Origin of the sequence: Citrobacter sp. XY323 (genome assembly GCF_025106035.1) — a bacterium.
Classification (GTDB): Bacteria; Pseudomonadota; Gammaproteobacteria; order Enterobacterales; family Enterobacteriaceae; genus Citrobacter; species Citrobacter braakii.
Map to the genome: position 1 here is coordinate 427,984 of NZ_JANYUK010000002.1, position 23,509 is coordinate 451,492.

23 protein-coding genes and 1 pseudogene are annotated in these 23,509 nt (G+C 52.3%); 16 read left to right on the plus strand and 8 right to left on the minus strand.

Annotated elements, in window-relative coordinates:
* The first annotated feature begins 276 nt into the window (after window positions 1-276).
* The 7 genes from N0B36_RS05650 to ves all read left to right on the plus strand — a co-directional run bounded on the left by N0B36_RS05650 (window position 277) and on the right by ves (window position 8,063).
* Window positions 277-1,497, plus strand: a complete 1,221-nt coding sequence (locus N0B36_RS05650; RefSeq protein ID WP_259686174.1) for an aspartate aminotransferase family protein — start codon at window positions 277-279, stop codon at window positions 1,495-1,497.
* On the plus strand, window positions 1,494-2,528 hold the full coding sequence (astA, locus tag N0B36_RS05655; protein WP_016152846.1) for an arginine N-succinyltransferase: 1,035 nt from the start codon (window positions 1,494-1,496) through the stop codon (window positions 2,526-2,528). The genes N0B36_RS05650 and astA overlap by 4 nt, the downstream gene beginning before the upstream one ends.
* Window positions 2,525-4,003 carry a succinylglutamate-semialdehyde dehydrogenase gene (astD, locus tag N0B36_RS05660; RefSeq protein WP_047498865.1) on the plus strand — a complete coding sequence of 493 codons (1,479 nt, stop codon included), beginning with the start codon at window positions 2,525-2,527 and terminating at the stop codon, window positions 4,001-4,003. Before astA ends, astD begins: the two co-directional genes overlap by 4 nt.
* The gene (gene astB, locus N0B36_RS05665) at window positions 4,000-5,343 is read left to right on the plus strand and encodes an N-succinylarginine dihydrolase (protein WP_200107665.1); all 1,344 of its coding nucleotides are present in this window, start codon (window positions 4,000-4,002) and stop codon (window positions 5,341-5,343) included. Before astD ends, astB begins: the two co-directional genes overlap by 4 nt.
* Complete coding sequence (gene astE / locus N0B36_RS05670) at window positions 5,336-6,301, plus strand: succinylglutamate desuccinylase (RefSeq protein ID WP_259686175.1); 966 nt, start codon at window positions 5,336-5,338, stop codon at window positions 6,299-6,301. Before astB ends, astE begins: the two co-directional genes overlap by 8 nt.
* A 349-nt stretch (window positions 6,302-6,650) precedes the next feature.
* A complete protein-coding gene (gene spy / locus N0B36_RS05675) occupies window positions 6,651-7,136 on the plus strand; it encodes an ATP-independent periplasmic protein-refolding chaperone Spy (RefSeq protein ID WP_259686176.1) in 486 nt (161 codons plus the stop codon).
* A 351-nt stretch (window positions 7,137-7,487) separates the two neighbouring features.
* Window positions 7,488-8,063: an environmental stress-induced protein Ves gene (gene ves, locus N0B36_RS05680; protein ID WP_016152850.1), complete on the plus strand. Its 576-nt coding sequence runs from the start codon at window positions 7,488-7,490 to the stop codon at window positions 8,061-8,063.
* Here ves and cho read toward each other — a convergent pair.
* A complete protein-coding gene (gene cho / locus N0B36_RS05685) occupies window positions 8,023-8,910 on the minus strand; it encodes an excinuclease Cho (RefSeq protein ID WP_196093927.1) in 888 nt (295 codons plus the stop codon). The genes ves and cho overlap by 41 nt on opposite strands.
* 133 nt (window positions 8,911-9,043) lie before the next feature.
* Window positions 9,044-9,874: an ammonia-dependent NAD(+) synthetase gene (gene nadE, locus N0B36_RS05690; RefSeq protein WP_047498859.1), complete on the minus strand. Its 831-nt coding sequence runs from the start codon at window positions 9,872-9,874 to the stop codon at window positions 9,044-9,046.
* A 210-nt stretch (window positions 9,875-10,084) separates the two neighbouring features.
* Between nadE and osmE the strand changes: the two genes are divergently transcribed.
* From osmE to chbG, 7 genes are all read left to right on the plus strand, one after another.
* Entirely contained in the window at window positions 10,085-10,426 is a 342-nt protein-coding gene (osmE, locus tag N0B36_RS05695; RefSeq protein ID WP_003030621.1) for an osmotically-inducible lipoprotein OsmE, read from the plus strand.
* Window positions 10,427-10,723: 297 nt separating this feature from the next.
* On the plus strand, window positions 10,724-11,044 hold the full coding sequence (gene chbB, locus N0B36_RS05700) for a PTS N,N'-diacetylchitobiose transporter subunit IIB (RefSeq protein WP_259686177.1): 321 nt from the start codon (window positions 10,724-10,726) through the stop codon (window positions 11,042-11,044).
* An 87-nt stretch (window positions 11,045-11,131) separates the two neighbouring features.
* A complete protein-coding gene (chbC, locus tag N0B36_RS05705; protein WP_003030619.1) occupies window positions 11,132-12,490 on the plus strand; it encodes a PTS N,N'-diacetylchitobiose transporter subunit IIC in 1,359 nt (452 codons plus the stop codon).
* 54 nt (window positions 12,491-12,544) lie between these two features.
* Window positions 12,545-12,892 carry a PTS N,N'-diacetylchitobiose transporter subunit IIA gene (gene chbA, locus N0B36_RS05710; protein WP_003030618.1) on the plus strand — a complete coding sequence of 116 codons (348 nt, stop codon included), beginning with the start codon at window positions 12,545-12,547 and terminating at the stop codon, window positions 12,890-12,892.
* A 10-nt stretch (window positions 12,893-12,902) separates the two neighbouring features.
* Window positions 12,903-13,745 carry a transcriptional regulator ChbR gene (chbR, locus tag N0B36_RS05715; RefSeq protein ID WP_085951046.1) on the plus strand — a complete coding sequence of 281 codons (843 nt, stop codon included), beginning with the start codon at window positions 12,903-12,905 and terminating at the stop codon, window positions 13,743-13,745.
* A 124-nt stretch (window positions 13,746-13,869) separates the two neighbouring features.
* Complete coding sequence (locus tag N0B36_RS05720; RefSeq protein WP_016152854.1) at window positions 13,870-15,225, plus strand: 6-phospho-beta-glucosidase; 1,356 nt, start codon at window positions 13,870-13,872, stop codon at window positions 15,223-15,225.
* 12 nt (window positions 15,226-15,237) lie between these two features.
* Window positions 15,238-15,996 (plus strand): chitin disaccharide deacetylase, encoded by a 759-nt coding sequence (chbG, locus tag N0B36_RS05725; protein ID WP_019076632.1) that lies wholly within the window; start codon window positions 15,238-15,240, stop codon window positions 15,994-15,996.
* A 36-nt stretch (window positions 15,997-16,032) separates the two neighbouring features.
* On the opposite strand, the gene katE is transcribed toward chbG, so the two are convergent.
* Window positions 16,033-18,291 (minus strand): catalase HPII, encoded by a 2,259-nt coding sequence (gene katE, locus N0B36_RS05730; RefSeq protein ID WP_103766220.1) that lies wholly within the window; start codon window positions 18,289-18,291, stop codon window positions 16,033-16,035.
* A 209-nt stretch (window positions 18,292-18,500) separates the two neighbouring features.
* On the opposite strand from katE, the gene cedA reads away from it, so the two are divergent.
* Window positions 18,501-18,746 carry a cell division activator CedA gene (cedA, locus tag N0B36_RS05735; protein WP_369707928.1) on the plus strand — a complete coding sequence of 82 codons (246 nt, stop codon included), beginning with the start codon at window positions 18,501-18,503 and terminating at the stop codon, window positions 18,744-18,746.
* Between the two features lie 65 nt (window positions 18,747-18,811).
* Here the strand turns inward: cedA and tcyP are convergent, their stop codons facing one another.
* The 4 genes and pseudogenes from tcyP to hxpB all read right to left on the minus strand — a co-directional run bounded on the left by tcyP (window position 18,812) and on the right by hxpB (window position 21,843).
* Window positions 18,812-20,203, minus strand: a complete 1,392-nt coding sequence (gene tcyP, locus N0B36_RS05740) for a cystine/sulfocysteine:cation symporter (RefSeq protein WP_019078417.1) — start codon at window positions 20,201-20,203, stop codon at window positions 18,812-18,814.
* Window positions 20,204-20,338: 135 nt separating this feature from the next.
* On the minus strand, window positions 20,339-20,938 hold the full coding sequence (locus N0B36_RS05745; RefSeq protein ID WP_087121839.1) for a metal-dependent hydrolase: 600 nt from the start codon (window positions 20,936-20,938) through the stop codon (window positions 20,339-20,341).
* 83 nt (window positions 20,939-21,021) lie between these two features.
* Window positions 21,022-21,141: pseudogene (locus tag N0B36_RS05750) on the minus strand (SDR family oxidoreductase); the annotation flags it as partial.
* Between the two features lie 33 nt (window positions 21,142-21,174).
* Window positions 21,175-21,843: a hexitol phosphatase HxpB gene (hxpB, locus tag N0B36_RS05755; protein ID WP_016156335.1), complete on the minus strand. Its 669-nt coding sequence runs from the start codon at window positions 21,841-21,843 to the stop codon at window positions 21,175-21,177.
* A gap of 168 nt (window positions 21,844-22,011) precedes the next feature.
* On the opposite strand from hxpB, the gene N0B36_RS05760 reads away from it, so the two are divergent.
* Window positions 22,012-22,548, plus strand: coding sequence for a YniB family protein (locus N0B36_RS05760; RefSeq protein ID WP_019076635.1), 537 nt, complete (start codon window positions 22,012-22,014; stop codon window positions 22,546-22,548).
* Between the two features lie 64 nt (window positions 22,549-22,612).
* On the opposite strand, the gene N0B36_RS05765 is transcribed toward N0B36_RS05760, so the two are convergent.
* Window positions 22,613-23,473, minus strand: a complete 861-nt coding sequence (locus tag N0B36_RS05765; RefSeq protein WP_016152861.1) for a fructosamine kinase family protein — start codon at window positions 23,471-23,473, stop codon at window positions 22,613-22,615.
* Window positions 23,474-23,509: the final 36 nt, after the last annotated feature.

Sequence of the window (23,509 nt, forward strand, 5' to 3'; positions counted from 1 at the left end):
GATAAATTTCGTATACGATCACAATTCCAGAATTATATTTGGCGACTGAATAAAATTGCGTTTTTTCCTCTGTTTAGTCATCTGGTACGCAAACATATTCACTTTATATGCACATACAGTGAATATCGTCAGGTTGTAACTCGTTGATATTCCGTCACCGCCCTCCGTTTATGCACTTTTTTCGCTGGCTGGCACGAAGCCTGCAATCTACATTTACACCGCAAACACTATATTTATTAACATATAAATAACTTTTTATTTACCGTTGAGGTCGCTATGTCTCTGTCAATTACGCGTGAAAATTTTGATGAATGGATGATGCCCGTATACGCTCCGGCCCCTTTTATTCCGGTGCGTGGCGAAGGTTCACGTCTGTGGGATCAGCAGGGTAAAGAGTATATCGATTTCGCGGGAGGCATTGCGGTTAACGCGCTGGGTCATGCACATCCGGCATTGCGCGAGGCATTAAACGACCAGGCGAGCAAATTCTGGCATACGGGAAATGGCTACACCAACGAGCCGGTGCTGCGCCTGGCGAAAAAGCTGATTGATGCCACTTTTGCCGAGCGTATTTTCTTCTGTAACTCTGGCGCAGAAGCTAACGAAGCGGCATTAAAACTGGCACGTAAATATGCCCACGATCGTTTTGGTAGCCAGAAGAGCGGCATTGTGGCGTTTAAAAATGCTTTCCATGGTCGCACGCTGTTTACCGTCAGCGCCGGAGGACAGCCCGCCTATTCACAGGACTTCGCGCCGCTGCCGCCGGATATCCGCCATGCCGTGTATAACGATCTCGACTCTGCCGGTCAACTGATTGATGACAACACCTGTGCGGTTATTGTGGAGCCGGTGCAGGGGGAAGGCGGCGTAGTGCCGGCAACAAACGCCTTTTTGCAGGGGCTGCGTGAATTATGCGATCGCCATAATGCGCTGTTGATTTTTGATGAAGTTCAGACCGGGGTTGGCCGTACCGGCGAACTGTATGCCTACATGCACTACGGCGTTACGCCGGACCTGCTGACGACAGCAAAAGCGCTGGGCGGTGGTTTCCCTATCGGCGCACTGCTGGCGACAGAGCGTTGCGCCAGTGTGATGACGGTCGGTACGCACGGTACAACCTACGGCGGAAACCCGCTGGCCACTGCGGTGGCGGGAAAACTGCTGGAAATTGTTAACACGCCGGAAATGCTTAACGGAGTGAAACAGCGCCACGACTGGTTTGTGGAGCGTATTAACGCCATTAACGAACGTTTTGGACTGTTTAGTGAAATTCGTGGACTCGGACTGCTGATTGGCTGTGTGCTGAACGCGGAATTTGCCGGGAAAGCAAAACTCATCTCGCAAGAAGCGGCGGTTGCCGGAGTGATGGTGCTGATTGCTGGCGCTAATGTGGTGCGGTTTGCGCCAGCGTTAAACGTCAGCGAAGAAGAAATCGCCACCGGACTGGATCGCTTTGCGCTGGCCTGCGAACGCATTAAAGCAGGAGGTTCATCATGATGGTGATTCGTCCCATTGAACGCGCTGATATCACCGCGCTGATGCAGCTTGCCAGTAAGACCGGCGGCGGGTTGACCTCGCTACCGGCGAATGAAGCTACGCTGATGGCGCGTATCGAACGTTCGCTACAAACCTGGCGCGGTGAGTTGCCCAAAAGTGAGCAGGGATATGTGTTTGTGCTTGAAGACAGCGCCAGCGGAACCGTGGCGGGGATTTGCGCCATTGAGGTGGCGGTAGGGCTTAACGATCCCTGGTACAACTACCGGGTCGGTACACTGGTGCATGCTTCGAAAGAGCTGAACGTGTATAACGCGCTGCCGACGCTGTTTCTGAGTAACGATCACACGGGCAGTAGCGAACTTTGTTCTCTGTTTCTCGATCCGGACTGGCGTAAAGAAGGCAACGGCTATTTGTTGTCGAAGTCGCGCTTTATGTTTATGGCGGCCTTTCGTGACCGGTTCAATGAGAAGGTCGTGGCCGAGATGCGCGGCGTGATCGATGAACACGGCTACTCTCCGTTTTGGCAAAGCCTCGGCAAACGTTTTTTCTCAATGGAGTTCAGCCGGGCGGATTTTCTCTGCGGAACCGGGCAAAAAGCCTTTATTGCTGAACTGATGCCTAAGCATCCGATTTATACCCATTTCCTGTCTGACGAAGCGCAAAGCGTGATTGGTCAGGTGCATCCGCAAACGGCTCCTGCGCGGGCGGTGCTGGAGAAAGAAGGATTTCGCTACCGCAACTACGTCGATATTTTCGACGGCGGACCGACCCTGGAGTGCGATATTGACCGGGTACGGGCTATCCGTAAAAGCAGGCTGGTGGAGGTGGCTGAAGGGCAGCCTGCGCCAGGCGACTATCCTGCTTGTCTGGTTGCCAATGAAAATTATCAAAACTTCCGCGTCATGTTGGTTCGTGCCGACCCGGATACTCAGCGTCTGGTGCTGACGGCGGCGCAACTGGACGCCCTGAAATGTCACGCGGGCGACCATGTACGTTTTGTGCGTCTTTGTGCAGAGGAGAAAACAGCATGACATTATGGATAAACGGCGACTGGGTGACGGGGCTGGGCGAGCGTCGGGTGAAAACCAATCCCGTAAGCGGTGATGTGCTGTGGCAGGGCAATGATGCCGATGCAGCCCAGGTAGCGCAGGCGTGCCGGGCCGCGCGCGCAGCCTTTGCCGGTTGGGCTAAACAGCCCTTTGGTGCACGCCAGGCCATTGTTGAAAAATTTGCCTCATTGCTGGAAAGCAATAAAGCCGAACTCACACAGATTATCGCCCGGGAAACCGGCAAACCCCGTTGGGAAGCTGCTACAGAACTGACGGCGATGATCAATAAAATTGCCATCTCCGTGAAAGCCTGGCATGCGCGTACCGGAGAGCATCACAGCGAATTACCGGATGGCGCAGCGACGTTGCGCCATCGCCCGCACGGCGTGCTGGCGGTTTTTGGCCCGTATAACTTCCCCGGCCATTTACCCAATGGTCATATTGTTCCGGCACTGCTGGCAGGCAACACATTGATTTTCAAACCCAGCGAGCTGACGCCGTGGACCGGTGAAGCCGTGACAAAGCTGTGGGAGCAGGCGGGATTGCCGCCGGGTGTGCTGAACCTGGTGCAGGGCGGTCGCGATACGGGGCAGGCGCTGAGCGGGCAGGACGATCTCGATGGCCTGCTGTTTACCGGCAGTGCCAATACGGGTTATCAACTGCATCGACAGCTATCCGGCCAGCCGGAAAAAATCCTCGCTCTGGAGATGGGGGGCAACAACCCGCTGATCATTGAGAACCCGGAAGATATTGATGCCGCAGTGCATCTGACTATTCAGTCCGCGTTTGTCACCGCCGGACAGCGTTGTACCTGCGCCCGTCGCCTGTTAGTTAAAAAAGGCGCGCAGGGGGATGCGTTCCTGACGCGCCTGGTGGACGTCAGCCAGCGTTTAATGCCCGGCAACTGGGACGCAGAACCGCAGCCATTTATTGGCGGGCTGATTTCCGAACAGGCCGCGCGGCATGTCTATGATGCCTGGCAGCGTCTGGAGTCGTTAGGGGGCCGGACGCTGTTAGCGCCACGTCTGGTGCAAGCCGGAACGTCACTGCTCACCCCAGGGATCATCGAACTGACCGGGGCGGCGAACGTACCCGATGAAGAGGTCTTTGGACCGCTGCTTGGCGTCTGGCGTTATGACAGCTTTGATGACGCAATTCGTATGGCGAACAACACCCGCTTTGGATTGTCGTGTGGGTTGGTTTCCCCCGATCGCAGCCAGTTTGATCAACTGCTGCTCGAGGCGCGGGCCGGGATCGTCAACTGGAATAAGCCGTTAACCGGCGCGGCGAGTACAGCGCCGTTTGGCGGCGTTGGCGCTTCCGGGAACCATCGCGCCAGCGCGTGGTATGCCGCAGATTATTGCGCCTGGCCGATGGCAAGTCTGGAATCACCGGCCTTAACGCTGCCAACGACGCTTAGCCCCGGCCTGGATTTTTCTCGCGAGGATAAGCTATGAAATCCCGTGAGGTAAATTTTGATGGTCTGGTGGGGCTGACCCACCACTATGCGGGGCTGTCATTTGGTAATGAGGCCTCAACCAAACATCGTTTTCAGGTATCGAACCCGCGTCTGGCGGCGAAGCAGGGTCTGCTAAAGATGAAAGCGCTGGCGGATGCGGGATTTCCCCAGGCGGTGATCCCGCCTCATGAGCGGCCGTATATTCCGGTGCTGCGTCAGTTGGGCTTTACCGGCCGCGACGAACAGATACTGGAGAACGTGGCGCGTCAGGCGCCTCACTGGCTCTCCAGCGCCAGCTCCGCATCGTCTATGTGGGTGGCGAATGCGGCAACGGTCTGCCCTTCAGCCGATGCGCTGGACGGGAAAGTGCATCTGACGGTGGCGAATCTGAATAATAAGTTTCACCGTTCGCTGGAAGCGCCGACCACCGAAGCGTTGCTACGGGCGATTTTCCGTGATGAGAATAGTTTTACGGTCCACGGCGCGTTACCCCAGGTTGCGCTATTCGGTGATGAAGGTGCGGCAAACCATAACCGCCTCGGCGGGGATTACGGCGACCCTGGCGTACAGCTGTTTGTTTACGGTCGTGAAGAAGGGAATGTGTCCCATCCGAAGCGCTATCCGGCGAGGCAATCCCGTGAGGCCAGCGAGGCGGTCGCCCGACTGAATCAGGTTAACCCGCATCAGCGCATTTTTGCCCAGCAAAACCCGGACGTTATCGATCTTGGCGTGTTTCATAACGATGTGATTGCGGTGTCGAATCGCCAGGTACTGTTTTGTCATCAACTGGCGTTTGTCAGACAGCAGGCGTTGTTCGAGCAGTTACGCAGTCAGGTGGCAGGTTTTACCCCGCTGGAAGTCCCGGCTGCGGAAGTGTCGGTGCAGGATGCGGTGACCACCTATCTGTTTAACAGCCAGTTACTGAGCCGTGATGACGGTTCGATGATGTTGGTCCTGCCGCAGGAGTGTCGGGAGCATGCGGGCGTGTGGCGGTATTTGAACCGTCTGCTCGAGGAAGACAATCCGATCGATGACCTGCAGGTATTCGATCTGCGTGAAAGTATGTCCAATGGCGGCGGTCCGGCATGTCTGCGCCTGAGAGTGGTGCTTACTCCACAGGAGCTGCAGGCCGTAAATCCGGCGGTTATCATGAACGATACGCTGTTTAACACGCTGAATAATTGGGTCGACCGTTACTATCGCGATCGTCTTACCGCCGCCGACCTTGCCGACCCGCAGCTGTTGCGTGAGGGGCGTGAAGCGCTGGATACGTTGACGCAATTGCTCAACCTCGGCTCTGTGTATCCCTTCCAGCAGGAGAGGACCAGCCATGGATAATTTTCTGGCCCAGACGCTGGCAGGGATAACCCCCGAGACAACCGAGGGCACAGCTCGCGGCTTTTCCTGGCAGTGGATTGGTCACGGAATTCTGGAGCTGACGCCGGTCACTCCGGCGGAATATTCGCTGGTGCTGTCTGCGGGGATCCACGGCAATGAAACGGCCCCGGTAGAGATACTTGATTCAATTCTCTCCAGGCTGTTTAGCGGTGAACTAACGCTGACATGGCGGCTGCTGGTGATTCTGGGGAACCCGCAGGCGCTGGCGGCGGGACAACGTTATTGTCATAGCGACCTGAACCGTATGTTTGGCGGCCGTTGGCAGATTTTTGCCGCGAGTGAAGAAACGTACCGAGCCCATCAGCTTGAGCTGTGTCTGGAGGGTTTTTATTCGCGGGCGAAAGAGCCAGTCCGCTGGCATCTGGATCTGCACACCGCGATTCGCGGCTCGCAGCATCTGCGCTTTGGCGTGTTGCCACAACGCAACGTTGCCTGGGACGAAGATTTTTTGGGATGGCTGGGAGAGGCAGGGCTGGAGGCGCTGGTTTTCCATCAGACACCTGGCGGCACGTTCACCCATTTTAGCGCTGAACATTTTGGCGCGCTGGCCTGCACGCTGGAACTGGGTAAAGCGCTGCCGTTTGGACAAAATGATCTGACTCAGTTTGCGCAGACGGCAGATGCGCTGGCGAAGCTGCTGCAGGGCGAGCGAATGTCACCGGGAGAAACATCTCCGCTGCGTTACCGCGTGGTGTCGCAAATCACGCGGCGTAGCGACGATTTCATTCTTCACATGGATAACCAGACGCTCAACTTTACCCCTTTTACAGAGGGCACCTTGCTGGCGCAGGACGGTGATGAACGTTTTACCGTCACCCATGATGTTGAATACGTTCTTTTTCCAAATCCAAACGTGGCCTGTGGTTTACGTGCCGGATTGATGCTCGAAAAATTGTGACAAATATATATGCCCTTTTGGTTTATCCCTAAGGGCTTATTTTTGCGTGCTGTTTTTATTTATTACGGATTATTCCTGGTGAATTGCTTTCTTAATAATCAGGGATGAGGTATAGTTCTTCATAATCCCTTCAAAATCATCCTGTTGTAATTTTTTATTGCAACTCTGCGCAATTTATTCTTTTTTTCTCCATAATTGATGAAAGTTTGTTTTTTACACTTTCATTGTTTTACCGTTGCTCTGATTAATTGACGCTTAAGCCGGTAAAGTTAATCTCGTCAACACGACATCACATTGCATAAGAGTCGCATGAGTGTCGTCAAAATAACTGAAAGAAAGGATAGAAATTATGCGTAAACTGACTGCTCTGTTTGTTGCCTCTACCCTGGCGCTGGGCGCTGCTAACCTGGCCCACGCCGCTGACACGACAACAGCTGCGCCAGCTGATGCCAAACCAATGATGCACCACAACGGTAAGTTTGCCCCGCATCACGACATGATGTTTAAAGACCTGAACCTGACCGATGCGCAGAAACAGCAGATTCGCGAGATCATGAAAGGTCAGCGTGATCAGATGAAACGTCCGCTGCTGGAAGAGCGCCGCGCAATGCACGACATCATCGCCAGCGATAGCTTTGATAAAGCGAAAGCGGAAGCGCAGATTGCGAAGATGGAAGAACAGCGCAAAGCCAACATGCTGGCGCATATGGAAACCCAGAACAAGATTTACAACATTCTGACCCCGGAACAGAAAAAGCAGTTTAATGCCAATTTTGAGAAGCGTCTGACAGAACGTGCCGCGCAGAAGGGTAAAATGCCGCAAGCTGCTGAGTAATCGTTCAGCGTCTACACTATATCATTCACGCTGTGTGTGCTGATTACCGCACAGTGTGAAACCAAACTCAAGACCGCCGCTCTTGTCCACAACACGTTTAACGAGGTGGGCAGGATCGGCGGTTTTTTCTTTGCTGCCTCTTGCACCGCGCTTGTGACACGTTATTCTCCTGAAGCCCGCGAAAACTCCACCTGGATGGCGCGTTGTTCTTTTTTGCAAAACACCGGGTTCATCGCTAAGGCAAATCAACTCTGCTGCCGATAACAATAATCTGCAGGGTGAATATAACAATGATGATTTATGGCTGCCTGTTTACGGTGGGCTGCCGTGCTGCGCCTTTCTGGAGGGATGATGGAATACTTTGATATCCGCAAAATGCCGGTCAATCTGTGGCGAAATGGTGCGGGAGAAACGCGTGAGATTTGCTGTTTTCCGCCAGCAACACGAGATTTTCACTGGCGGGCGAGTATCGCCTCCATCGCAGCGAATGGGGAGTTTTCTCTTTTTCCCGGCGTAGAACGCGTGATTACCCTGCTGGAAGGCGGAGAAGTGACGCTGGAAGAGCCGAACACCTTCACGCATACCCTGAAACAGCATCAGCCTTTTACCTTTGCCGGTGACAAGGTGGTAAAAGCGAAGCTGACGGAAGGGCAGATGTCGATGGATTTTAATATCATGACCCGACGGGATGTCTGCCAGGCAAAAGTCAGAGTTGCCGATCGCACCTTTACGACCTTTGGTTCGCGCGGCGGCGTGGTGTTTGTTATCAGCGGAGCCTGGCAACTGGGTGATAAGTTGTTGACCGTCGATCAGGGTGCAAGCTGGCACGACGGTAAACACACGTTACGACTGCTGGAGCGCGAGGGGAAACTGCTGTTCAGCGAGATTAACTGGATGCCGGGGCATTCTCCGGACTCAGTTCAATAATGTCATATTGACCAGACAGGATAGGCCGGCAGAGAATTTTGTAGCCATCTTGATCAAAGCCGGCTGGCATTCGCGCGAGTGTAGCTGCCTCATCCAGCGTTGAAACGGCTCCCAGCCACAGCCAGTTATTGATGATATGGTACTGCGTCATTTCAGCGCGGGTTTCCTGCAGCGCAATGGCATTGCTCCACGGCCAGCAGATTACGCGCACTCTTTCCAGGGCTTCTACCAGACGCACATGATGCGCTTCAGGGCTTTCTTTCCCACAGCAGGCTCCGGCGCAGCGTTTAAGCGCGGAGCGAAAACAGGCGCGCCCGTGGCTCAGGGGTTCCAGCCCCAACAGGCCGTAGCACAGCTGTTGTTCATCGGCGAGGCTTTGCAGCGTCTGTAGCGCTGCGCGGCGGTTGGCAAACAGGCCAAACAGATTGGGGGCGTGGGAGAAATCAATATCTCGTGCGTAAACCACCTGAACCGTTCGGTCGGTAAGCTGCAAGGCACACAGCTGGCGATTGCGTCGCAGCCGTTTGTTAAACAGGGGCTGCTGTTCTTTGATAAGCCGCGCTTCCAGCAGCAGGGCACCAATTTCTCCGGCCGTACAAATCCAGCTAATGCGCCTGGCCTGTCGCAGCATACTCGCTTCGTCTGCGGTACGCAGATGCGCCAGCACACGGCTGCGAATATTGACACTTTTACCAATATAAAGCGGCATGGTGTCGCTATCACTGTGAAACAGATAGACGCCTGGCGCGGTGGGAAGCGCACTCAAAAACGGGCGCAGGTGCTCGGGATATTCATAGATTGCCGCTGCCTCAAATGTCAGACGAGGGGCTGATTGACGCTGTACCACTGTTGACTCCAGATGCTGGTTATTCATCCAGTGTAGCAGTTTGAGGGTGATTAAAAAAGCGGCATGAGATTCAGCAGGCTAATGCCAGATAGGGCCAATCCTGGCGCTACCCGGCATTTTGAAGGGAAAAGGATTACGCTTTTTTCCAGAAATCATCAAACACGGTGATCGGTGTGCGACGTTTATGCTCAGTTTTCACGTACCAGCCTTCAATTTTTTTCGCGACGTCGGCATCCAGCGTTTTTCCTTCCAGATAGTCGTCGATGTTGTCGTAAGTGACTCCCAGTGCGGCTTCATCCGGCAGAGAAGGGCGATCGTCCTCGAGGTCGGCAGTTGGTGCTTTCTTATATAAGTGCTCCGGGCACCCCAGCGCGGCGAGCAGTTGTTTGCCCTGGCGCTTGTTCAGACGAAATAGTGGGTTAATGTCGGTACCGCCATCGCCGTACTTAGTGAAAAATCCGGTGATGGCTTCTGCAGCATGATCGGTACCCACGACAACGCCGCTGGTCATGCCGGCGATACTGTATTGTGCCTTCATACGTTCACGGGCTTTTTCATTGCCACGCACAAAATCGCTCAGTTCAATACCCGCTTCACGCAGGGCCTGCTCGCTGGCCAGCACCGCGCCCTTAATATTGACGGTCAGTACGCGGTCCGGTTGAATAAAGGCGATGGCATCCTGGCAGTCCTGCTCATCGGCCTGAACGCCATACGGTAGGCGTACGGCAATAAACTGCAGTGCGTCATTACCCGTTTCTTTTCGCAGCTCGGTGATCGCCATCTGGCACAGTTTTCCCGCGAGCGTTGAGTCCTGTCCGCCGCTAATTCCCAACACCAACGATTTCAGAAAGGGGTAGGTCTGCAGATACGATTTCAGGAAATCCACGCTGCGGCGAATTTCTTCTTCTGCATCGATGTGCGGTTTTGCGCCAAGCGCCTGGATTATCTCTTGCTGCAGAGTCATTTAACCCCCTCCGAAAAATAAAATGATCAAAAAAATGATGTGTTAAAGCTAACGCGTTGAGGCCCAAACGACAAGGGATGCGAGCCTGATATAGCATCATTTTGTTTTAATAGAATTTTCCGAAACCACCTAAGTATCCTCTGATTGCTTGAAAAATGCGTTGTTGTGCTCCAGGCTTATATAACACGCTGAAATACAAGAGGACGGAATATGAACAAGAATCTAACAGGAATTCTGAGCGCAGCGGCTGTTTTGACTATGCTGGCAGGGTGTACGGCTTACGATCGTACGAAAGACCAATTTGTTCAGCCCGTGGTGAAAGATGTGAAGAAAGGGATGAGCCGGGCGCAGGTAGCGCAGATTGCCGGTAAACCGTCTTCCGAAGTCAGTATGATCCATGCGCGTGGGACGTGTCAGACCTACATCCTGGGTCAACGAGATGGTAAAGCTGAGACCTATTTTGTTGCTTTAGATGACACCGGACACGTGATTAACTCTGGCTACCAGACCTGCGCAGAGTACGACACCGACCCGCAGGCAGCGAAGAAGTAACAACTGTTTATTGCCTGAGCACTCGGGAAAACCGGCCACTGCGCCGGTTTTTTTATGTCACACGATCTTAATTATTGACGCGAATTATTTGCCTGAAGTGTGAGGGTGGTCATAACGCCAGGTCAAGGAGAGACAATTTAGTTGGTCAAGGAAATACCATCCGCCTGTGCAATCCCGTATACTCATTTCAGCCACCTAAAAAAGTAATTTAGCTGACGCAAGTTACCCAGAGCATGGATGCAGGTTAGGGCTTGCGGAGTGTCTGGTGACAGATAATCGCACATGAGGATCGTTTTAATGGAAAAGAAACACATTTATCTGTTTTGTTCTGCGGGCATGTCGACTTCATTGTTGGTTTCGAAGATGCGTTCTCAGGCCGAAAAATACGAAGTACCGGTTATTATTGAAGCGTTTCCTGAAACGCTGGCCGGAGAAAAAGGTCCAGTGGCCGATGTTGTATTATTAGGTCCACAAATTGCTTATATGTTGCCCGAAATTCAGCGTTTGTTACCCAACAAGCCTGTGGAAGTGATTGACTCGCTGCTGTATGGCAAAGTCGATGGTTTAGGCGTGCTTAAGGCTGCGGTTGCAGCAATTAAAAAAGCCGCAGCAAATTAATTATTTTATTTTAATTTTTCCCGTCAAAGAGTTATTTCATTAACATTCACCGCAATTATTAATTGCGGTATTTAAGGGTATTTTTCTATGAGTAACGCTATTGCTTCACTTGAAAAGGTACTCCTTCCTTTTGCTGTAAAAATTGGAAAGCAGCCACACGTTAATGCAATCAAAAACGGTTTTATTCGTTTAATGCCGTTAACCCTCGCAGGGGCCATGTTTGTATTAATCAATAACGTTTTCCTGAGCTTTGGGGAGGGGTCGTTTTTTTATTCAATGGGCATTCGACTTGATGCTTCAACTATTGAAACGCTGAATAGTTTGAAAGGCATTGGTGGAAACGTCTATAACGGTACGCTGGGTATCATGTCATTGATGGCGCCGTTCTTTATCGGTATGGCGCTGGCAGAAGAACGCAAAGTCGACTCTCTGGCTGCCGGGCTGTTATCCGTCGCCGCGTTTATGACCGTAACGCCATATAGCGTGGGTGAAGCCTATGCCGTTGGCGCGAACTGGCTCGGCGGTGCCAATATTATTTCCGGTATTATTATCGGCCTCGCGGTCGCGGAAATGTTCACCTTTGTGGTCCGTCGCAATTGGGTAATTAAATTACCTGATAGCGTACCGACATCCGTGTCGCGCTCTTTCTCTGCGCTGATTCCTGGCTTCCTTATCCTCTCCATTATGGGGATCATCGCCTGGGCATTGAACACCTGGGGTACGAACTTCCACCAGATCATCATGGATTCCATTTCAACTCCGCTGGCATCGCTGGGCAGCGTGGTGGGCTGGGCCTACGTGATTTTTGTTCCGCTGCTGTGGTTCTTCGGTATTCACGGTTCACTGGCGCTGACCGCGCTGGACAGCGGTATCATGACGCCATGGGCGCTGGAAAACATTTCCATCTACCAACAGTTTGGTTCCGTAGACGCCGCGCTGGAAGCCGGAAAGACCTTCCACGTCTGGGCGAAACCGATGCTCGACTCCTATATTTTCCTCGGGGGTAGCGGGGCTACGCTGGGTCTGATTATCGCTATCTTCCTGGCATCGCGTCGTCCGGATTATCGTCAGGTTGCTAAACTGGCACTGCCGTCAGGCCTGTTCCAGATTAACGAACCTATCCTGTTCGGTCTGCCGATCATCATGAACCCGGTGATGTTTATCCCGTTCATTCTGGTGCAGCCGATTCTGGCGGCGATTACGCTGGCAGCTTATTACTCCGGCATTATTCCACCGATTACCAACATCGCACCGTGGACCATGCCAACCGGTTTGGGCGCGTTCTTTAATACCAACGGTAGCGTCGCTGCTCTGCTGGTCGCGCTGTTCAACCTTGGTATCGCCACGCTGGTTTACCTGCCGTTCGTGGTGGTAGCCAACAAAGCGCAGAACGTTATTGATCAAGAAGAAAGCGAAGAAGATATCGCTAACGCATTGAAATTCTAAATTTAATCCGGCATGGCTTCACGGTCATGCCGGACTGAACCAGAGGAAAAAAGTATGTTGGATATCGAAAACATCGTCGACACGCAGTCAGAAGCAGAAGAACTTGAAGAAGTGGTGATGGGTCTCATCATCAACTCCGGTCAGGCGCGTAGCCTGGCGTACGGCGCGCTCAAAATGGCCAAGCAAGGCGATTTCGAGTCAGCTAAGGCTATGATGGACCAGTCCCGTCTGGCGCTGAATGAAGCGCACCTCGTGCAAACGAAACTGATTGAAGGCGATCAGGGCGAAGGTAAAATGAAAGTTAGCCTGGTGCTGGTTCATGCTCAGGACCACCTGATGACATCAATGCTGGCGCGTGAGCTGGTGACTGAACTGATTGAGCTTCACGAAAAGCTGAAATAGCGAGGAGTGCATAATGCAGCTACAGATTAACGCACCGGAAATCAAAACCGTCTATGAACAGCAGCTGTTCAATGGCAAAAATTTCCATGTGTTCATCTATAACAAAACTGAGAGCATCAGCGGGCTGCATCAGCATGACTACTACGAATTTACCCTGGTTTTAACCGGGCGCTATTATCAGGAAATCAACGGTAAACGCGTATTGCTCGAACGCGGGGACTTTGTTTTTATTCCATTGGGATCGCACCACCAGAGTTTTTATGATTTTGGGGCGACAAGGATCCTGAACGTCGGTATCAGTAAACGCTTTTTTGAACAGCACTACCACCCGCTGCTGCCATTTTGTTTCGTTGCATCGCAGGTCTATCGGGCGAATAATTCGTTTCTCACTTACATTGAAACGGTTATTGCATCATTGAACTTTCGCGAGAGTGGGCTGGATGAATTTGTAGAAGTGGTCACCTTCTATATTATTAACCGGTTGCGCCATCATCGCGAAGAGCAGGTGTTGGATGATATTCCGCAGTGGCTTAAAACCACCGTGGAGACCATGCATGACAAACGGCAGTTTAGCGAGAATGCGCTGGAAAACATGGTACACCTGTCCGCGAAATCCCAGGAGTATCTGACTCGCGCAACCCAGCGTTATTACAGCAAAACGCCGATGCAGATCATTAATGAAATCCGCATTAACTTTGCTAAAAAACAGCTGGAAATGACTAACTATTCTGTAACGGATATTGCTTACGAATCTGGCTACAGTAGTCCAAGTCTGTTTATTAAAACGTTTAAAAAGCTGACGTCATTTACACCTAATAGCTATCGTAAGAAATTAACTGAATTTAATCAGTAGATATTATTTGCCAATAACCCATTTTTTATAGCTTGCCCAAAATAGCGTCGGGACAGCCACGCTATATCTGACAAACGGGTTGAGCATAATACACGTCAGTGTTTTGACACTGAAGGGAGAAAGTATGAGCCAGAAATTAAAAGTCGTCACTATCGGTGGCGGGAGCAGCTACACCCCTGAGTTACTTGAAGGCTTTATTAAGCGCTATCATGAATTACCGGTTTCTGAATTGTGGCTGGTTGATGTCGACGATGGAAAAGAGAAGCTGGACATTATTTTTGACCTTTGCCAGCGCATGATCGATAAAGCTGGCGTGCCGATGAAGTTGTTTAAAACGCTGGACCGCCGTGAAGCGCTGAAAGATGCTGATTTCGTTACTACCCAGCTGCGCGTAGGGCAACTGAAAGCCCGCGAAAAGGATGAACGCATTCCGCTGAGTCACGGGTATCTGGGGCAGGAAACCAACGGCGCTGGTGGGCTGTTCAAAGGTCTGCGTACTATTCCGGTTATCTTTGATATTGTCAAAGATGTGGAAGAACTGTGCCCGAATGCGTGGGTGATTAACTTTACTAACCCGGCCGGGATGGTGACGGAAGCGGTCTATCGCCATACGAATTTTAAGAAATTCATCGGTGTATGTAATATTCCTGTCGGCATGAAAATGTTCATTAGCGATGTGCTGGCGCTGAAAGAGAGCGATGACTTATCCATCGATCTGTTCGGTCTGAACCATATGGTCTTTATTAAAGACGTACTGGTGAATGGTAAATCACGCTTTGATGAACTGTTGGATGGCGTGGCTTCAGGTCAACTGAAAGCCTCCACCGTGAAGAACATCTTCGATCTGCCGTTCAGTGAAGGGTTGATTCGCTCGCTGAAGCTGCTGCCGTGCTCATATTTGCTTTACTACTTCAAGCCAAAAGAGATGCTGGCGATTGAAATGGGTGAATACTATAAGGGCGGCGCTCGCGCTCAGGTGGTACAGAAAGTGGAGAAACAACTGTTTGATCTGTACAAAAATCCGGATTTGAACGTGAAACCGAAAGAGCTGGAACAGCGCGGTGGAGCCTATTACTCCGATGCGGCCTGTGAAGTGATCAACGCCATCTACAACGACAAACAGACCGAGCACTATGTCAACGTTCCGCACCATGGGCATGTTGACAATATCCCGGCGGACTGGGCGGTTGAGATGACCTGTACACTGGGACGCAACGGCGCCACGCCGCACCCACGTATTACCCATTTTGATGAGAAAGTGCTCGGCCTTATCTATACCATTAAAGGCTTTGAAGTCGCGGCGAGCAATGCGGCACTGAGCGGTGAGCTGAATGATGTGCTGCTGGCGTTGAACCTGAGTCCGCTGGTGCATTCTGACAGCGATGCCGAGATTCTGGCGCGTGAGCTGATTCTGGCGCATGAAAAATGGCTGCCAAACTTCGCCGGGTGTATCGAGAAACTCAAAAGCGAACAACACTAACTGAGGTCGGCTATGGAACGCGTACTGATTGTAAATGCGGATGATTTTGGCCTGAGTAAAGGACAAAACTACGGCATTGTTGAAGCCTGTCGCAATGGCGTGGTCACCTCGACAACCGCACTGGTTAATGGCGCAGCCATTGACCATGCGGTACAGCTGAGTCGCGATATTCCTGAACTTGCCGTTGGGATGCATTTTGTTCTGACGCTGGGCAGGCCGTTGACGGCAATGCCAGGCCTTACTCGTGACGGGTTACTGGGAAAATGGATCTGGCAGATGGCTGAAGAAGACACCTTGCCGTTGGATGAAATTTCTCAGGAACTGGCCGCGCAGTATCAGCGTTTTATTGACCTGTTCGGGCGGGAGCCAACGCATCTGGATAGCCATCACCATGTGCATATGTTCCCGCAGATTTTCCCTATCGTGGCCGGGTTTGCTGCCCAACGGGGGATTGCGTTACGGATCGATCGTCAGACGGTATTCCAGGCGTCTGACTTTCCGCAGACGTTACGGACTTCCCAGGGATTCAGCAGCGAGTTTTATGGCGAAGCGATTTCTGAAGCCCTGTTTTTGCAAACGCTTGACGCGTCAGCAGACCGGGGAGAGTCCTCGCTGGAAGTGATGTGTCATCCGGCCTTTATCGATGACATTATTCGTCAAAGTGCCTACTGTTACCCCCGCTTAACTGAGCTCGACGTGCTGACGTCTCCGTCACTGAAATATGCTATTGCGGAACGCGGTTATCGTCTTGGCAGTTTTCTGAACGTCTAACTCCTGAGTTTGCGGCGCATAATGCGCCGCATTTTTTTAGGCAGGGATCGTGTCGATTTTTCCGGCGCGTGACCAGACGCGGTGCGCAGTCATTAGCGTCAGCAGGGTATCCATAAACTGTGCGTCTGCACTGTCTGCCTCCACCACGCCTTCTTCTCCTTCAGTTTTGATATCCAACGTTGCTTTAAACTGACGCGCATCGCCAGCCAGTGCGATAGGTTTTAAGTGCTTATACGCTTCGAGTAAGTAATATCGGGCATCACCGTTCATAGCGATATCTGCGATATTGCCACACGGAACGATAACCGCATCGACGGTCAGCGATGGTGAACCCGCAAAGGTACCGGCGATTGTCAGGACGGAACCATCATCGGCAACCACATTACCCATTCGGGAATAGAGCAGTTTGGCGTGAACGCCTTTGGCCTGTAAGGCTTGCATGATGGCAAGCAGGTCGCCCGATTTCACCTGGTCATTAAGTAGAATGGCGACCACGCGGCCCTTAATCTCACCTTGCGCACCCGCATATAAACTGAGTGACGGCGCACTTTTCAAACCATTGACGTTAGCCGGTGGGGCGATTTTGGCCTGTTCCTCGGTTAGCTCAAAACCGAGATTATCGGCAACCGCCTCGGCGAGGGCTGTATCAATATGGGCTAACTGTTCGACCACTCTTTCCCGAATATAGGGGCGCGTAACTTTGCTGAGTTCGAAGCTGAATCCGCCGATAATATGCTGCTGTTCAATTGGCGTCTGACTTAGCCAGAACAGGCGAGGGTGCGCATAGTATTCGCCAAAAGAGGGGCTACGTTCGCGGATTTTGTTTCCTTCAATCCGTTCCTGATATGACTCAAATCCACCGCGTTTTGGCCCCGGCGGCGTTTCACGCGGCCAGTTATCATTGATGGAATTAGGTTCATAGTTGGCAGGGTTGGTATCGATGTCCATACGATGCATGCCGTCACGCTGGAAATTATGGTACGGGCAGGTCGGGCGATTAATCGGTATTTCATGGAAGTTGGGCCCGCCCAGGCGGCTGATTTGGGTATCGGTATAAGAAAACAAGCGGCCTTGCAGCAAGGGATCGTTGGTAAAATCGATACCAGGGACGATGTGTCCGGGATGAAAAGCGACTTGTTCATTTTCGGCGAAGAAATTATCCGGATTACGGTTCAGCACCATTTTACCGACGCGTTGCACCGGAACCAGCTCTTCCGGGATCAGCTTGGTCGGGTCGAGCAGGTCAAAATCGAACTTGAATTCGTCTTCTTCAGGAATGAGTTGCAGCCCCAGTTCGTATTCCGGATAATCGCCTGCTTCGATAGCTTCCCACAGATCGCGGCGATGAAAATCGGGGTCACGACCGGTAAGTTTTTGCGCTTCATCCCATACCAGCGAAGCTTTGCCCGCCAGCGGTTTCCAGTGAAAACGGACAAAGGTGGCTTTCCCTTGCGCATTTATCAACCGGAACGTGTGAATGCCAAAGCCTTCCATCGTGCGATAGCTGCGTGGAATACCCCGGTCGGACATCGCCCATATAACGTTGTGCAACGTTTCTGGCTGTAACGAGACATAATCCCAAAAGGTATCGTGGGCGCTTTGACCCTGTGGGATAGCCCAATGCGGCTCCGGTTTTACCGCATGAACGAAATCCGGGAATTTATGGGCATCCTGAATGAAGAAGACTGGCGTGTTGTTTCCCACCAGATCGAAAATGCCCTCCTCAGTATAAAATTTGGTCGCAAATCCTCGAATATCTCTGACCGTATCCGCTGAGCCTGCGCCGCCCTGAACCGTAGAGAAACGGACAAAAACCGGGGTGATTTTATTTTCATCACTCAGAAAGTCCGCTTTCGTTGTCGCGCTGAGACTGGCATAGGGCTGAAAGTAACCATGAGCGGCCGAACCTCGGGCATGTACGATCCGCTCCGGGATGCGTTCGTGATCAAAATGGGTGATTTTTTCCCGCAGGATAAAGTCTTCCAGCAGAGTTGGCCCACGGTTTCCTGCGCGCAGAGAGTTTTGATCGTCCGCGATGCGCACTCCCTGATTGGTTGTCAGAGCAAAATCTTCGCTGCCTTTACGAAAACTTTCCAGCGCGTTGAGTTTGTCACTTCTGGTGTCAGGCGCTTTTAAGCTGCCGGACGTGGTGGGCTGCATGCCTGGTGGCGTGGGTTCAGGTGTTGGCCGATGTGAACCGTCTGCTGGCGCCAGTGAGTCAAGTCCTGGCTGGGATTCGCTGGCATCATGAACCGGCGCTGAGTGATGGAGTGGGTGCTTATCATTCTGTGACATTAAACTCGTCTCCTGTTTTCATCGCTTAAAGGTCGTTGTTGCCGTCAAAAGCTTTAACTATAGACCACTTGCTCAGTGGTGCAGGAACTGACCGAGGGCGTAAAGCGCGATGAACCAGGCAAACAGCGCACGCAAGGCAGGACGTCAGGAGGCAAAATCGGCTAAGATAGCCGTTTTCTGATTTTTAGAATTAGTCTTTAGTGAAGCAACTGATTATGAAACCTCTTCGCCAACAAAATCGTCCGGTAATTAGCTATGTTCCTCGCGTGGAGCCAGCCCCACCAGAGCATGCAGTTAAAATGGATGCGTTTCGTGACGTATGGATACTGCGCGGAAAATATGTCGCTTTTGTCTTAATAGGGGAGGCGTTTCAGCGTTCGCCTGCATTTACGGTCCCGGAATCAGCGCAACGCTGGGCTAATCAGGTTCGCCAGGAAAATGAACTGAGCGATTAATGGATATAAAAAAACCGCCGGAGCATGACACTCCGGCGGTTTTTTTGTTTTTCAGTCTAACAGACTTAGCGATGCGCCAGTTCGGCGTTATCGTCGCTGTCCAGAATTGTTTTATCGGTCTGTTTCAGCCATTGGCTGGTCAGCGTACCGGCAGTCATAGAACCGCTCACGTTCAGCGCGGTACGACCCATATCGATCAGCGGCTCAACGGAAATCAGCAGCGCAACCAGCGTGACCGGCAGACCCATAGCTGGCAGGACGATCAGCGCGGCAAACGTTGCACCGCCACCCACACCCGCAACCCCTGCGGAACTGACGGTGACGATACCGACCAGCGTGGCAATCCACATCGGGTCCAGCGGGTTGATCCCGACGGTCGGGGCGACCATTACTGCCAGCATTGCCGGGTACAGCCCTGCACAACCGTTCTGGCCAATGGTGGCGCCAAAGGATGCGGCAAAAGAGGCGATGGATTCAGGCACGCCCAGACGACGGGTTTGCGCTTCAACGTTCAGCGGAATTGAGGCTGCGCTGGAACGGCTGGTGAAGGCGAAAGTCAGCACCGGCCACACCTTGCGGAAGTATTTCAGCGGGCTAACGCCGTTAACACCCAACAGGATCCCGTGTACCACGAACATAATGCCCAGACCGAGATAAGAGGCCACGACGAAGCTACCCAGCTTGATGATGTCCTGCAGGTTGGAGCCCGCAACCACTTTGGTCATCAGCGCCAGAACACCGTACGGTGTCAACTGCATCACCAAACGAACCAGCTTCATCACCCAGCTTTGCAGGGTATCGATAGCGACCAGCACGCGCTCGCCTTTCGGCGCATCATCTTTCAGCAGCTTCAGTGCGGCAACACCGAGGAATGCCGCGAAGATAACCACGCTGATAATCGACGTCGGGTTAGCTCCGGTCAGATCGGCAAACGGGTTTTTCGGGATAAACGACAACACCAGCTGTGGAACGCTGAGGTCAGCTACTTTGCCAACATAGTTGGTTTCAATCGCGTTCAGACGAGCGGTTTCGGCCCCACCTTGCACCAGACCTTCCGCGGTCAGGCCGAACAGGTTGGTCACCAGAACCCCTACCAGCGCGGCAATCAGCGTAGTAAACAGCAGCGTACCGATGGTCAGGAAGCTGATTTTACCTAACTGAGAGGCGTTGTGCAGACGCGCAACGGCGCTGAGAATAGACGCAAACACCAGCGGCATGACAATCATCTGCAGCAGTTGGACGTAACCGTTGCCGACAATGTTGAACCACTGTACGGAATCTTTAAGAACCTGGCTGTCGGAACCATAAATGGTGTGCAGGGCGAGGCCAAACACCACACCCATGACCAGACCGACCAGTACTTTTTTTGCCAGACTCCACTGCTTGTGACGGGCTTGCGCCAGCACGAACAGCAGCACTACGAACACGATAATGTTCGCGATTAATGGATAGTTCATCCCCGTTCTCCTGATCTTATTATGCGTATCACCGTGTGACGGTGATTCTGTTGGCGCAAGATTAGCAGAACTGTGACTTGCCTCTTATATTCAAATGGAATTGTTTATGCCAAAAATAACTTTTTGGCTGATTTATTAGTCAACCTGGTGCGTTATAAAACGATTAAACTGCATTTGCAGCGTATTTATCATCTGTGATGACCAGCGCACCGCACTGTTCTCTTGTACGGTCTGCGGCATCCAGATTGCCCACGCGAACAGCGCCATGCACAGAAACCGCTCCAGTTGGTTGCCTTTTTGCGGCACGAGGATAGGCAGACGAAAACGCCAGCGGCAGGGCCAAAGCAGGGGGACGCCCGCCGGGGTCAACATGTCGGCCAGAATGTGGCTGAGATAACCGAGAACCATACCTTGTAAGGCATCCGCTGGAATTATCCAGGTATCAGGGACTTTCAGGTAAAACGTGGCCAGCAGGGCAAAAACCGCCAGCAGGCTATGCGTAAACCCGCGATGACCAAATGCCCGGGCAATGGGCTTTGATACCCACTTCAGACGCTGCCCCAGCAGGGATTTGGGATGATCGATATCCGGCAGTAAGCACGTCAAAATGGCTGAAGGAACAATATGCCACCAGTCACCCTGCGCAAGAACGGGCGTTAGCTCGGCATTCTTGGCAAATACCGCACAGGCAATAGAAAAAAGAAGGTGACCTTCCGCCGTCATGATAAAACCCAATAAACTGTCGATTCATACAGTATAGGGGTTTTATACAGTAGGCGGAAGAGGTGACGTTGTAACCCTTTGTCACAAGTGCGCCTTTACCGCGCCAGCCAACCGCCATCCACGACCAGCGTATAACCATGTATATAGTCCGAGGCAGGACTTGCGAGGAACACGACCGGGCCTTTCAGGTCATCAGGCGTGCCCCAGCGTCCGGCAGACGGGCAATGCGATCATTGCCCGTCGCAGGATTAGCCGCGCAGGTGAGCGGCAGTGAGTTCGGTGAGCGAGGCCAGTTTGACGTCGGCCAGAACGAAGCGAGGATCGTCCTGATTTTCATGAGCAGGTACTACGATGGAACGCATACGGGCGGCTTTCGAAGCAATCATGCCGTTCACCGAGTCTTCCAGTGCTACGCAGTTTATAGGGTCAATGCCCAGTTTCGCCGCGCAATCGAGATAAACCTGCGGGTGCGGTTTGCTGTAGGGCAGTTTTTCCGCAGAAGCCAGTGCGTCGAAGCTGCTGCGCAGATCAAACATGGTTAGCACTTTTTCCAGCATATGCAGCGGCGAGGCGGATGCCAGTCCTACTTTCAACCCCTGAGATTTGCACAATGCCACGGCCTCACGCACGCCCGGCAGCAGTGGTTTTGTTTCTTCAACTAACGCAATTGCCCGGGTAATGATGCGCTCGGTTACTTCCTGACGTGAGGGACCGTTCCACGGTTGTTGTGCAAACCACAAATCAACCACCATGTCGATGCGTAAGCCAAGTGTATCGGGAAGTTCATGGCGGCGGGAGATATCAACGCCTAAACTTGCTATCACATCCAGTTCGGCTTGATCCCAAAGCGGTTCAGAATCGACCAGTAATCCATCCATATCAAAAATTGCAGCAAGAATTTGACGCGGGGTTGACATCACAACCTCTCCTTTACGGGTGATAAAAGGGATTAAGAGCCAGCCTGGACGGGCTCTGAGCGTTCATTATGGCTAATTCAGCAGTATACCGCCTTTAAAGATCAGGCGAAAACGATAATCAACGGGTAAACTTAGGCCAAAATGACACGTCTTAATCAAGGGGAACTCATGACGTATCAACAAGCTGGACGCATTGCTATCTTGAAAAGGCTGGTGGGATGGGTGATTTTCATTCCCGCGCTGATTTCAACCCTGGTTTCAGTACTGAAGTTTATGTATGCGCACAGCGAAAAGCAGGAAGGGATTAACGCGGTCATGCTCGATTTTGCACACGTGATGATCGACATGATGCGTGTGAACACACCTTTTCTTAACGTGTTTTGGTATAACTCGCCGACGCCCGATTTTCAAAGTGGACTGAATCTCGTTTTTTGGCTGATTTTCATTCTGATTTTTATCGGTCTGGCGTTGCAGGATTCAGGCGCCAGAATGAGCCGTCAGGCGCGTTATTTACGCGAGGGAGTTGAGGATCAGTTGATTCTGGAACAGGCAAAGGGCAGTGAAGGGTTATCACGCGAGCAACTTGAGTCGCGTATTGTGGTACCGCACCATACGATCTTTTTACAAATTTTCCCGCTCTATATTTTGCCGGTGATCGTTATCGTGATTGGCTATTTCTTCTTTTCATTACTGGGTTTTTTGTAACTGCTGCACTATCAGGCCTGACGCGTTGTGAAACGCCAGGCCAGATAAGCAACGTGCGACTTTGCTAAGCCGCCAGTAACCTGTCCAGCGCCTTCTGCGCCACGACCAGATGCTGTCCCCCGAACAGAATAGCCCTATTCAGCAGCGTATAGAGCTGGTAGACAGGCTGTCTGTCGAGAAAATCCAATGGTAGCGGAGAAACAGACTGATAACCGTCATAGAGTTGCGGCGGCTGATCGGTATGTAACGGCAGCATTGCCAGGTCACACTCTCTGTCCCCCCAGTAGCAGGCAGGGTCAAAGATGTACGGGCCGTTCGGGCCGAGAGCGCAGTTCCCGGACCACAAATCACCATGCAGAAGAGACGGCTGCGGCTGATGAGAAGAGAGACGCTGCTGAACATGCTCGACAATGGCGTCGATATTGCCAAACGCAATGCCTTTTTCAGCGGCGAGTTCCAGCTGCCAGCCAATACGCTGCTCGGCAAAAAAGGTTGACCAGCGACGTTGCCAGGTGTTGGGCTGCGGCGTGGTAGAGAGCGCATTATCGAAGTCGAGCCCAAACTGCGGCTGATCGCTCCATTCATGCAAATGCGCCAACTGTTGGCCGAGGATAAACGCGTTGTGCGCATCAAGCGGACGGGGAGGGAGGAAATCCATCACCAGAAAGCTGTAATCTCTGTCTGCGCCTACCGCCCAGACTTTCGGTACAGACACGGTTTGACTGCGAGAAAGTAGCTCCAGCTGATCGGCTTCCGCCGTAAAGCCGGTTAACAGCTCTCTTTCATCGCATTTAACGAAAAAATCGCGCCCCGCATAGCGTAAATGCCATGCGGCGTGGATCTCTCCGCCGGGCAGTTCGTTACGCAGTTCGATTTCGCCTTCACCTAATTGCTCGCTTAAAAGACGACTGATAGCCTGCCACATGATGTCTCTCCCCATGTTGTCTGCCAGATCATAAGG